The sequence below is a fragment of the Pontibacillus sp. HMF3514 genome (genome assembly GCF_009858175.1).
Lineage (GTDB): Bacteria > Bacillota > Bacilli > Bacillales > BH030062 > Pontibacillus.
The window spans coordinates 1,321,003-1,333,235 of sequence record NZ_CP047393.1; the positions used below are offsets into that span (position 1 = coordinate 1,321,003).

Below are 12,233 nucleotides of genomic sequence, written 5' to 3' on the forward strand. Positions count from 1 at the left end.
CTATTACTCATTGATTTCGTTAATCTTATCAAACACCTCGTCTAATGATTCAAACCCTTTATACTCAGCGTTTTCAGCTTGAATCGTCCACTCGGGCTTTGCGAGTGCTAAATGATCTTCATCGTTCTTTTCAAAAGGCATATGAATGTGATATGTTTTACCACCTTTTAATACCGTGTATCCAATATAGTAGGTGTCACCTTCGCCTTCCTCTTCATAAATCGAAGCCTCAGCAAGGTTGTACTGCTTAATGAGAACAGATAGTGATTCTTTAAAATCATTTAAAATGGTTTCCACACTGATATAGTCCACAGGGATCCCCCTCAAAATCTTTTTCTTCCCAATCATACCATATCTGGAAAGGGTTGAGCTTGTTTGTTACTCTCCGCTTGGGAATTCGTTCATCAGTCTTGTTACGCGAGTTGAGTCACCATTTTCAATTTCTTCTTCTGTAGCATCCTCGCCGTAAGAATCCTCTTCGTTAACGGTAGGTGCTACAGTTTCTTCGGTTTCATATTCTCGTTTCTTTTTGTTCATGTTCATCACTCCTTATGCTCTTATTTTGGCTAAAAAAGTTATAAATATTGATGATATGCAAAATCCGGCGCATAGAATGGGAGTAGAAGCTTATTTTTTAAAGGAGCTGGTGTGATTGATCTATGTAGTGAAGTCAGGGGATTCTTTATGGAGGATTTCACAAAGGTATAATGTGTCAATTCAAGCGATAAGCGAAGTGAATGGATTAGCCTCCGTGGATCAACTCGTCCCAGGGCTTGCGTTATATATTCCAAAAGAGAGCTTGAACGATCGTGTATATGTCATACAAGCAGGTGATACATATTGGAAGCTTGCACAGCGGTTTCAAACGAGTACTCAACTTATTATAGAAGCGAATCCAGGGGTTGATCCAAGTCTATTATCGATTGGGCAACAGATACAAATCCCTTCGCCTCAGCCTTTAAATATTGAGACACTAGGATTTCTCGTGCCTTACAATATCGAACCGTTTTTACCTAGGTTACAAGAGATATCGCAGCATCTCACTTATTTAGCTGTTGTAGCCTATTCCTTTACTGAAGAAGGATATGCGTATAAGCAGGGAGAGGATGAACAAGTTGTAGAGGCTTGTAAACAGTTTGGCATTCAACCTTTATTGTGTATTCGAAATTTTAAGGATGGTGATTTTTCAGCAGAATTAGTCGGGGGTGTCTTTGCAAACGAATCTTATCGAACCAATTTAGTTCAGAGTATGGTTCGTTTCGTAGATCAACAAGGGTATGCCGGTGTTAGTATAGACTTTGAGTTTGTTCCACCTCCACAACGAGGTGATTTTGAATTATTTTTACAAGCATTAAAAACGGAGCTAGGAGGTCGAATTCTCCATGTGAATGTTCATGCTAAAACAGCTGATGTTCCTACCAACCCAATTATTGGCGCCTATGATTACAAAGTAATTGGTGAAATCGCTGATATTGTTGCTGTTATGACGATCGACTATGGCTATCCGACTGGCCCGCCAAAAGCAATTGCACCGATTTGGTGGATGGAAGAGGTTGTCCGTTTTGCACTAACCAAAATACCGGCTAGAAAAATGCAAGTGAGCTTTCCGGTGTATGGATACGATAAAGTAATCCCTGGGTTCGAGACAAGTGCACTATCTGCTTTGGACGCTCAAAACATGGCAATCAGGCGTTGGCTGCCCATTCAATTTGAGGAACGAAGTCAGTCACCATTTTATAGGTATGTATTGAATAACAGGCAACATGAAGTATGGTTCGAAGACATACGAAGTTATAAAGCTAAGTATGAATTGCTTGATGCGTATAATTTGCTTGGGACGACATTCTGGCAAGTGCGCTTTCGTTTCCCTCAAAACTGGGCGTTTATGGACCAGCATATAAAGGTTATGAAAGACTTAGATAAGGTGTAGAGCCTTATCTTTTTTGTGAAGGTAAAATTTAATAAATGCCTCTACTTGAATGTATGAAAATAGTGATTTGAGGATAGAAAAAGTATGTTATAAAGAACGAACATAAGAAAAAATGAAATTTTGTCTATTTTCCATTCTCAAGGGTTGTCTATATACTGTAAGAAATTCTGAGAAAAGGGAGAGTTGAAAATGACAAGAGTTCATGAAATCAAGGAAGAAGTCATTGTACCAGCCAACCACAGGCAAGACGAAACAGTTAAATATCATGTGTGTTATGGAACGGTAAATTGGGAGAAAACAGAAGGGGCTGAACGAGAAGCCATCTATGTTTTAATGAGCTATCACGGTGTGAAAAATTATCGAGTCCCTGCTCACCTCACCTTAGACAATGAAGGAGAGAAGGATTTCGATAAGGTGATGGAAGCAATGAGGTATTTGCGTGAGAAGTATAAGGTTTGGGAGAGGTATGAAGTACATCAATTAGAGAAGACTTTTCATTAAAAAGTTTCCAGAAACGAACGTTCATTTTCTACTACATCGACCTTCGTAACCATGCTACAATTGAAGAATTGAGTTTTGTTACGGAGGTAGAACACTATGAAGGAGTTTCCAACAGATCAGGATATAAATAGAGCAGTGGAATTATTGCTTGATACATATAACGTACCGGATCGTATTATTAAAGGGTTACTGGGTAAAGAGCAAATTTCACAATTAAACCGTCTGCTTCAGGATTTTTCAAAAGAATCCATGAGTTCATATGAGTTAACGCGTCTAGTTGTTATGCAAAAAGGAGCCGATTTGTTTTCAGGATCCAATCAGGCTGTACGTGATCTGCGCAAATTTCTATTAAAAACCTTAGAGGATGAAGAAGTCATAGATCTCTATCAAAAGCATCCGAATCCGAAGAAAAAGATTACGTCTCCCAACTATATGTACGGAGAACTTTCCTCGAAAAAGTGGATTCCAGGTGGGAGATGGCCGAAAGAGTTTGTGAGAACATTAGGTTTTTCAAACATCTTCGCAGGTGTGAATCAAAAGAGTGGTCCGAAAAAGGCTGTTTTTGAGGATATTTCACCACAAAAGAAAGTACCAGCACTTGTCCCATATCAAGAAGACATGAAAAAACGCATGCTCGAAGTGTTGAATCGAGAGGGAAAACACACACGTTGCATGCTTTCTCTTCCAACAGGCGGAGGTAAGACAAGAATTGCTGTAGAGAGTTTTATCGAATGGATGCAACCACGGTTTTATGATGGCAAATATATGGTCTGGATTGCGCAAAGTGAAGAGTTGTGTGAGCAGGCGATCTCTTGTATTTCGGACATGTGGGTCGATAAGGAGTTTGCGGAAAGTCTACGAATTTATCGTTATTTTGGTGGTAATGACGTGGACCCTGATGATTTAACGGGTGGAGTGGTTGTGGCAAGTATCCGTCAGCTACATTCCCGTATCCAAAATGAAGATCCATTTATCCATGAGGTTCTTCGTGATTGTGGTGCAATGATTATTGATGAGGCGCACCATGCTGCAGCACCTATGTATGCCAAGCTTTTTGAAATAGCAGAAGAGCTTGCAGGAAAGGGGCTATTTGCTGTATGTGGTCTCACCGCTACTCCTGGACGAAGTGATGAATCCACTTATACGCTAGTTGATCGATTTGAAGCTTATTTGATCAAGCCTGAATTTAAATGGAGCGAAGCGTATGATCGCAGTCCGCTACAATTCTTCAGAGATGAAGGTTACCTTGCAACACCTAAGCATATTGTTTATGAGAATAATAACAACCCGATTGAAATTAAAGAGGACAGTTTGTTTGACCATTTTGGTGACTTTACACCAGAATTCTTACGTGTCTTAGCAGCTGATTCAAAACGGAATAAACTGATTACGAAGCGGTTAATGGATATCCCGGCTTATTCACCTACGCTTGTCTATGCTTGTACGGTAGAGCATGCAGAGTTTTTATCAAGTGTTATGAACGCTTTTGGACGCAAAGCTGTTGCCATTTCAGCCAAAACTTCCAAAGCGCAAAGAAGAGTTTATATTAAAGCCTTTAAGCGTGGAGAGATTGAGTTCTTATTCAACTATGGCGTGTTAACAACTGGTTTTGATGCACCGAAAACCGAGTATATTGTGATTTGTCGACCTACAACAAGTGCTGTGTTGTATGAACAAATCATAGGACGTGGTTTACGTGGCCCTAAATTCGGAGGAACGGAGCAATGTACGATCGTTGATTTTTCCGATAACATCTTAAATCTTGGTCCTCCACTTGCCTATACCCGATTTAAGGAACTTTGGGAAGCCAAGGAAGCGGTCATACAATAAAAAAAGCCACTAACCTATTTCACTAGGTTAGTGGCTTTAATCATTTACTTCATTTTCTCAAACGTATCATCAATCTTCTGAGCTAGTTTAAAGTCGCGCTCTGTTAAACCTCCAGCATCATGGGATGTAACAGCTACGACCACTTCGCCATATTCGATTTGAATAGATGGATGATGGTCCATTTCCTCTGCTGTACGTCCGATGTCATATGCGAATTGTACACCGTCCATGTATTGTTTAAATTTAAAGCTTCGAGAAATAAATTTTTCGTTAGAAACTTCCCACTGTGGTACATTCTCAAGTTGGTTATTGATTTGATCTTGTGTTAGTGCCATGTAATACCTCCTAATCAATCTATTTCTGCTTGCATGCAAACCATTCCTGTTATTCCAATATAGTAAACATATTTTTTTGAGAGTCTTTTTCTTTATTTACTAGGCAATAAGAGTGACCCTAGCATTTTTGGTGATTATAGTAAATTTATTAATTGCTATACCTATCATCATTAAGAGGCTTAGAGTTCATAGTAGTCTCACAAAGACAATTGGTTATGTTCAAAAGACTGTATTAGTAAATTCATTTGTTCTTTACATTATTGTTGCTGTAATAACGAATGTTGTATTTGCAAGAATTCTAATTTTTGTAACTTATCTACTCTTATTTACATTAACTTCATTAGAAGTAATTATTATTGAGAAAATAATGAGACGCAAAGAAAATTCACATGTTATAGGTTCCTGATCATTTTTAATTAATAGGTACATTTTTGAACAACAAATCATTAAAATAAAAACGCAGGGATATTATCCTCTGCGTTTTTGTGTGTGATTTTGTACTTTTTACTTCACAAGCAAACTACTTACCAGTTGTGGTGTCTTTTTTATTTCAAGAAGGAAATTACATTTTTTATCGAATAGAATAAAGACCAATAAATGAAAAGAGGTAAAGGTGTGAACAGTGTCTTATTTGTCTGTACAGATAACTTTACGAGAAGTGTTACAGCTGAGTTTTCTTTAAAGCATTACCTGAACAAAAACGGAATTCAAGATGTTATTGTAGAATCAGCTGGCTTCAAAGCTGATAGTGATCTTTCGAAGTTTTCAACTACTCATTTTGCCCATCTTGCTGAGTTAGGGATAAGCACCTCACAACATACTCGCATCCCATTTCAGCAAAATTTTCTTCATGATTATGATTTGATTATTGCAATGGGGGACGAACATCAAGACTACCTAACAAATGAGTATAATTACAGAGCTCCCTTATTTAATGAAGTGTGCCTGAATGAGTCTACTTCAATTCGTGTACCAGCTCCTGGTGGAAATGAAGACGTTGAGCAAGCACTAAGGAAGATGGTTGATTACATACACCAACACACCCCTAGGGTCTACGAACACATGAGAAAGAAAGGTGATGATGATGAAAGAGAACTATGATTCCATTCGCAATATTTATTGTGTAGGAAGGAACTATGCTCAGCATGCTCAGGAGCTGGGAAATGACCTTCCAACAAAACCGATGATATTTTCAAAACCTACACATGCGTTACATCCCGCAGAAGGAGAGCTTAATTTACCTTCTGAAATAGGACAAATTCATTACGAGGTGGAGCTAGTGGTGAAAATGGCAGAAGCCTATGTTCCTGATAAACCTCTCGAGCAAATTGTTGATGGGGTTGCACTGGGTATTGACCTCACTGCACGTGATGTACAAGCTCAATTAAAAGAAAAAGGGCATCCATGGATCGTCTCCAAAGGGTTTAAAGGATCGGCTGTGTTAACGGAGTTTATTCCATTCGAGAGTCTTGAGGCATTTAATAAGATAAAATTTAGTCTATTAAAAAATGGAGTAGAGGTTCAACATGGTCTACCAACCCATATGATCTTTCCTCTTGAAGAGTTACTATCCTATATTGCTTCTAACCTTGGATTAGGAAAAGGCGATATTGTGTACACAGGTACACCAGAAGGAGTCGGCCCTTTACGAGACGGGGATGTATTAGAAATGAAAGCTGAACTATCAGAGAGTACAAAAACCTTTGGTTTTTTAAACGTTACATTCGTATAAGTAAAGAGAGCAGAAAGAACGTTGGCATTCTTTCTGCTTTTTTTCTATTCTTTTTGAATGTTCTTGATAAGGTTTTCTATTTGCTTTTGAACTTCAGGGTTATTCATAACATCCTGCAACGTATCACTTGATAAACCCTCTGAATCTTTGTTTTCTTCAGATTTCATTTTTTTAGCAATTTGTTTAATACTGTCTTGGATCCCCTCATCCTGTAAAACACCTTCTACGAGTTTGGAAATCGAACTAGATTTCTTCTCATCCGACATGTGCTTATTCCCCTCCTTGTTGACTAACTTTCCTGCTATGTTTGCACTTATTTTCTCGATTGTTCGATCGATTAAGTGTGTGCTTGTATTCTGTATAAGCTTAACGGTTTTGTCTGATAGCTGAGGTAGTTTAATTTTTTCATTAAGGAAAGTGGCGGTACTCGTTTGTTTTTCTTCACTTTTACCGGAAAATTGGAGTGCATCATATTTGCATTCTTTTCTAAGGTCATCGAATAAGCTGTTTAAATCCTTTGGTTTATTTGAGGAAGAATTTGAGTGAGTAGTGTTGGTTGGTATGGTCAACGACCTTAATAAATTTTGTGGTAAGTCCAACATGCCTCCTAAAGCTGAACGATTATTCTTCATAAATTCACCTCCTGCATAGCTATTTTATGTTTGGGATTGGACGAGGGAAGTGTGGATACCTATTAAATGAATAAGCATTTCAACTATTTTTTAATAGAATTGATAGAAAAACAAACTTATGCCACCTACCATAAACCCTGTCAAAAGAAGCTAGACTTCATATAAATAAGGTGTGAGATAGAAAAGATTTCGCCAAGTATGAATCTAGTCTATCTTCACAACTAATTGAATATGGAGGTGGCACACATGGTGGTCGGTTTAGCGATTTTAGTGTTGCTGATCTTTCTAGTTGTTTTCGAAGCGAGTTATCACACTGGATATGTAGCTCCGTAACACAGGAAATAAGAAAGCTCTCACCCCTTTAGGGGTGAGAGCTTTTATTTCTTTACTATCTGTTCGTTTTTTCTGTTAAGGTGTGCAGTTGTGTAGATGAATCGGTTACATGCAAAATAGCGTTATTGATTTCTTGAATGACATATGTGAAATTCTCCAGCTCTTTTTCAATGGAAGCATTATAGTCGTTACTCTGAGACATAGCAGATACAATCTCATTAAAGGATTGATTGATTTGCCCCATGTTGGCGGTGCTGTTTGAGATTAACTGGTCAATATCAGTTGCATTGTGAGATACACTTTCAATCTGTTCATTCGTTGTATGGATCAGCTTTGATACATTGGAAACAGATTCTTTTGTTTGTTCTGCTAATTTTCGAACTTCATTCGCAACTACAGCAAAACCTTTGCCATGCTCACCCGCACGAGCTGCTTCGATGGCAGCATTTAAAGCAAGCAGGTTCGTCTGTTCGGCAATTCCTGTTACGATATCGACGATGTGTCGGATCTCATTTGATATCTCTGTTAGTTTACTCATTTCTTCTAACATTTCCGTGATGCTCGTTTGAATATGTTTCATTTGTTGTTGCTGTGAGTCTAACTCATTTTTTCCTTCTAACGATTGCGTTTTCACTCTATGCGAAATGTCCGCACCTTTTTTAGATAAGGATAAAATCTGTTCAGACTTCGCTGTTATTTCTTGAGATGAAGCATTGGTTTGTTGGGAGACTGCAGCTAATGTTTCTGCCGTATAGTCAATCTCTTTTAAGAGGTCATTTTTGCTTTCTTCCTGTTGATTACGAATTCGTTCATTTTCTTGTTCAAACGCTTCTAATACAAGCTGTTGTTCAATATTCAGTATTTTTGTTGTAGATTGTATGGCTTTTATGTATAAATCTCGATCTTGAATACGTTCTTCTAATATGCGCATTATTGATAGCAAAAGATCTTGGAAGGCGCACATATACCATTTAGGCTTTAACCCAATTTTTACGTGTATGTAAGCAATCTTATTTCGTTTTTCTACGAATAAAGGATCTATTTTTCCATCGAACATCTCAATAATATGTGTAGTCAATGTCTTTTTTAGTCGGTCAAGAGAACTGTTATCTTGAATAATCGTCATTAATGACTCTTCATGCTCTAGGTTTTTATAAAACTGATCGACAATAACCTGGATATTTTCTTCAATAATGGGTTGTAAGGATTTTAAGATCAATAAATCCTCTTTACGAAAATCGATCATATTTAGCTGCTTATCAAGGTCACCATTTTTGGTAACTTGTATTGTTACTTCGAAATCCTCCCTGAATGTAAAAGGTTGTTCTTTACTCTGTGGCATAAATAGCTGCTTTATCAAAATTATTTCCCTCATTTCTAAGATGTATATAGATTGTATCTATTTATTATATAGTAAAAAATATTGGAAACCTATACTGGTATTGGAAAAATTTTGTGACAATTTTATGATAGCGATTTGAACTATGAAAAATCCGATATTTGTCGATGAGTTTCTAGAGAAATAATTCGAAACTCGAAGGAAAATACGCTATACTGGATTTATTCGTAATATTATCAGAATATTTCCAAAAGGGGAGGAATCGAGAATGGCGGTAGCAGTAAATGAATCGCTTCAACAATTGAAGCAGTTAGATGAGAAAATTTCTGCGTTTTCAAGCATATTGAGTTTGGCTGGATGGGACCAGAAGGTGATGGCTCCTAAAAAAGGACGCGGTACATTTGCTAAATCCATGGGTGCTGTTTCCACTGAGGTTTTCAAAATGTCCATCTCACCAGAATTGGGTGAGGCTTTAGAGGAGTTAACGAAGCCTGAAGTGTACGATACGTTAGATGAAAAAGACCAGGCTCTCGTACGTGACTACAACCATAATTACAAGCGTAGCAAAAGCATCCCAACAGACCTTTTCCAAGAGTATAGTGTCTTAACAGGGGAAGCGAATCAAGCATGGGAAGAGGCTCGTGCAAATAATGACTTTGCTTCGTATCAGCCTTATTTAGAAAAAATGGTCGATTTCAAGCGCAAGTTTGCGGAGTATTTTGGATATGAAGATCATCCATACGATGCGTTAATGGACGCATTTGAGCCAGGACTTAAGGTGAAAGATATCGATCCTATTTTCCGTGATTTACGTGAAAGCTCCATAAACCTACTAGAACGCATTCAGAATTCTGGTACGAAAATGGATCGTTCATTCTTAGAGAAACATTATGATGTGGATACGCAAAAAGAATTTTTACATAACCTTCTGCCAAAGCTTTGCTATGACACAGAAGCAGGACGTCTTGATGCAACAGCGCATCCATTTGCACAAAAAGTAAACATTGGCGATGTTCGTATCACGACACGTTATGATGAGGATAATCTATCTTTTGCTTTATTCTCAACCATTCACGAGGTTGGTCACGCACTCTATGAACAAGGTGTGAGAGAAGATTTAGAGGGTACCGGTCTAAATGGCGGTACGTCTCTTGGTATTCATGAGTCCCAGTCCCGATTCTTAGAAAACATGGTCGGTCGTACGCCGGAATTTTGGCAGGCTCATTATAGCGATCTTCAAGAGGCATTTCCTGAGCAGCTGAAGGATGTTTCCCGAGAAGATTTCTATCATGCAGTGAATAGTGTTCAACCATCCTTTATCCGAGTTGAAGCGGATGAATTAACGTATAACCTACACATCATGATTCGATATGAAATTGAAAAAGGCCTTATTGCAGGCGATATTGAAGTAAAAGATCTTCCACGGGTATGGAATGAGAAAATGGTAGAGTATCTTGGTATTGTTCCAGATAACGATAGCGTCGGTGTCCTTCAGGATGTTCACTGGTCATTCGGTGCAATTGGGTACTTCCATACGTATTCACTAGGAAATCTTTATTCTGCACAGATTTTAAATACCATCCAAAAAGAGATCCCTGATTTCTACGAGCAAATCGCTCAAGGTGATCTAACTCAAATTCGTGAATGGTTAGGTGAAAAAATCCACCAGCACGGAAGCATCTATCAGCCAAGTCAGTTGATTGAAATGGTAACGGGTGAAAAATTGAATTCTGATTATCTTGTAAATTATTTAGAAGAGAAGTATTCGAAGTTGTATAATCTCTAAAGAAGATACTATTGACCGTTAGTAGATATTAGGTAGTCCGATTCATGAGTATATGAATGTGATTTATACTCTTGATTGGACTACTTTTTTATGTTTGGGATGTGTATATTTTACTGTTGTATAACCCTCTTATTAAAAAAAATAGTTCTATATAGGACTTAAGTTTATCGTGTTTATAGTTCTTTTGTTATAATGTATTTTATTGCGTTTTACATTACTTGAAAGGATGATTAAGTGTTACAACAAAAAAACAAGACAATGCTCCTATTCTCTATTATTGGAATAATTGTATCTGTAATGATTCATTGGACTCATAGGAATTTTCAGATTAATAGTTCATTATCTAATACCCAACAAGACCTTTCTTTGTTATATCTTTACTTGACTATACCTATTATAATATTCCTTTTTGCTTTATACATATATATTAAGGATTCAAGTCACCAACTGTTGCCATGGACAATGAGTGTATTGTTTACCTTTATTAGTATTGCAATGATTGTAAATGGAGAAGGTATGGTGGTTTATCATTTCTCAATTTTTCTAGTTGTTTCCCTAATTGCTTTTTATGACAGAATCGATATTATTGCCATTATGACTGCCATTTTTGCTGTGTTTCATTTATCTGGAATGTTTGTTGGGACAGAAGTATTATATGGTTCATCTAACTATACTTGGTTTATGTTTTTCTTACATGCGTTTTACTTAGTTCTCACAAGTATGGGAACCTCTTATCAAATTCGTCTAAAGAATAAGAATATAAAAGAATTAGAATATCAAAATGATGAAAAACAATTACAAATGAAAGAACTATTAGGGCAAATGGATAATATGGAACAAACAGTTCGCAATACTGTAGAATCACTTAAAGATGAATCAAATGGGGCTACTAGCACCTTTGAACAAATTGAAGAGCTTCTAGCAGAAAGAAACCATCATTCTGAAAACCAAGTGAAAGAAGCAGAGAACAATGCAGTAAGTATATCTGATATTCAATCAGCAGTTGAACAAATTAACGAAAGTATTGAAGTGGTTCTAAATCAAGCAAATCACACAACCGAAGCAACCAATGAAGGGAAACGTTCACTTGATCAAATTAATAAGAATATGGATTCGACTGAGTCAGCTATTAATAGAACGAGCGAGGTCATTCATATTCTTCATGAGCGATCAGATGAAATTAACAGTATTACCGAAGAAATTTCAGCAATTACTGAGAATACGAATCTCTTAGCGTTAAATGCATCAATAGAAGCAGCAAGAGCAGGGGAACACGGTAAAGGATTTAGTGTTGTTGCTGAAGAAGTTCAAAAACTTGCAAAGCAGTCGGATGAAGCAACTCAACGTATTTTTAACATTATGGGGTCCATTCAAGACGAAATCCGAGATGCAAGAGATCGTTCTACTGAAGGTATGAATCAAATGGAAAAAAGTCGTCACTTCCTTGAAGATATGAAAGTAAATTTGGATGGAATATTAGACCAGTCTAAAGAAGTTGAAGAACAAACCGTTGAAGTTAGCTCATCTAGTCTACATCTTCAAAGTACTGTGAATGCACTTACGAACTCTTTTAATAGTCTTCTATTGTTTACGAAAGATGCGAAGGACCAAAATGAGCATGTAATGGGAGTGTCAAAAGCTCAATTAGAAACGATTCAACGTATGTCTGAACAAGTTGAGACGTTGACGAATATGACAGGAAACATGAATGATTTGACAAGAAAGTTAAATAATCAAGATTTGAAAAACTACGAAATTCAATCTCCTTCAGTTTCAAAAGCCAGTTAAACTTTATAAAGTAGAACGATTTTCTTA

Annotated in this window: 12 protein-coding genes; 7 read left to right on the forward strand and 5 right to left on the reverse strand. The window is 37.2% G+C overall.

All coding sequences use genetic code 11. The features are described 5' to 3' along the window. Positions 1 to 3: 3 nt before the first annotated feature. Complete coding sequence (locus tag GS400_RS06865; RefSeq protein WP_160100265.1) at positions 4 to 312, reverse strand: DUF5634 family protein; 309 nt, start codon at positions 310 to 312, stop codon at positions 4 to 6. Between the two features lie 66 nt (positions 313 to 378). Continuing rightward, positions 379 to 537, reverse strand: a complete 159-nt coding sequence (locus GS400_RS20030) for a hypothetical protein (protein WP_201450140.1) — start codon at positions 535 to 537, stop codon at positions 379 to 381. A 127-nt stretch (positions 538 to 664) separates the two neighbouring features. On the opposite strand from GS400_RS20030, the gene GS400_RS06870 reads away from it, so the two are divergent. From GS400_RS06870 to GS400_RS06880, 3 genes are all read left to right on the forward strand, one after another. Next, positions 665 to 1,930 (forward strand): glycoside hydrolase family 18 protein, encoded by a 1,266-nt coding sequence (locus GS400_RS06870; protein ID WP_370519795.1) that lies wholly within the window; start codon positions 665 to 667, stop codon positions 1,928 to 1,930. A gap of 189 nt (positions 1,931 to 2,119) precedes the next feature. Then, complete coding sequence (locus GS400_RS06875) at positions 2,120 to 2,431, forward strand: hypothetical protein (RefSeq protein ID WP_160100269.1); 312 nt, start codon at positions 2,120 to 2,122, stop codon at positions 2,429 to 2,431. A 96-nt stretch (positions 2,432 to 2,527) separates the two neighbouring features. After that, positions 2,528 to 4,261, forward strand: coding sequence for a DEAD/DEAH box helicase (locus tag GS400_RS06880; RefSeq protein ID WP_160100271.1), 1,734 nt, complete (start codon positions 2,528 to 2,530; stop codon positions 4,259 to 4,261). A gap of 44 nt (positions 4,262 to 4,305) precedes the next feature. Here GS400_RS06880 and GS400_RS06885 read toward each other — a convergent pair whose 3' ends face one another. Next, a complete protein-coding gene (locus GS400_RS06885; protein WP_160100273.1) occupies positions 4,306 to 4,596 on the reverse strand; it encodes a 4a-hydroxytetrahydrobiopterin dehydratase in 291 nt (96 codons plus the stop codon). Between the two features lie 615 nt (positions 4,597 to 5,211). Between GS400_RS06885 and GS400_RS06890 the strand changes: the two genes are divergently transcribed. Further along, positions 5,212 to 5,697, forward strand: coding sequence for an arsenate-mycothiol transferase ArsC (locus tag GS400_RS06890; RefSeq protein ID WP_160100275.1), 486 nt, complete (start codon positions 5,212 to 5,214; stop codon positions 5,695 to 5,697). Then, on the forward strand, positions 5,675 to 6,328 hold the full coding sequence (locus GS400_RS06895; protein WP_370519796.1) for a fumarylacetoacetate hydrolase family protein: 654 nt from the start codon (positions 5,675 to 5,677) through the stop codon (positions 6,326 to 6,328). Before GS400_RS06890 ends, GS400_RS06895 begins: the two co-directional genes overlap by 23 nt. 44 nt (positions 6,329 to 6,372) lie before the next feature. Here the strand turns inward: GS400_RS06895 and GS400_RS06900 are convergent, their stop codons facing one another. Together GS400_RS06900 and GS400_RS20380 are read right to left on the reverse strand one after the other, a co-directional pair. Then, positions 6,373 to 6,960: a hypothetical protein gene (locus tag GS400_RS06900; protein ID WP_160100277.1), complete on the reverse strand. Its 588-nt coding sequence runs from the start codon at positions 6,958 to 6,960 to the stop codon at positions 6,373 to 6,375. A 388-nt stretch (positions 6,961 to 7,348) separates the two neighbouring features. After that, on the reverse strand, positions 7,349 to 8,635 hold the full coding sequence (locus GS400_RS20380) for a globin-coupled sensor protein (protein WP_160100279.1): 1,287 nt from the start codon (positions 8,633 to 8,635) through the stop codon (positions 7,349 to 7,351). A 265-nt stretch (positions 8,636 to 8,900) separates the two neighbouring features. Here GS400_RS20380 and GS400_RS06910 point away from each other — a divergent pair, with 265 nt between their 5' ends. Both GS400_RS06910 and GS400_RS06915 read left to right on the forward strand, forming a co-directional pair. Next, the gene (locus GS400_RS06910) at positions 8,901 to 10,418 is read left to right on the forward strand and encodes a carboxypeptidase M32 (RefSeq protein ID WP_160100280.1); all 1,518 of its coding nucleotides are present in this window, start codon (positions 8,901 to 8,903) and stop codon (positions 10,416 to 10,418) included. Between the two features lie 234 nt (positions 10,419 to 10,652). Further along, positions 10,653 to 12,206 (forward strand): methyl-accepting chemotaxis protein, encoded by a 1,554-nt coding sequence (locus tag GS400_RS06915; RefSeq protein WP_236561180.1) that lies wholly within the window; start codon positions 10,653 to 10,655, stop codon positions 12,204 to 12,206. Positions 12,207 to 12,233: the final 27 nt, after the last annotated feature.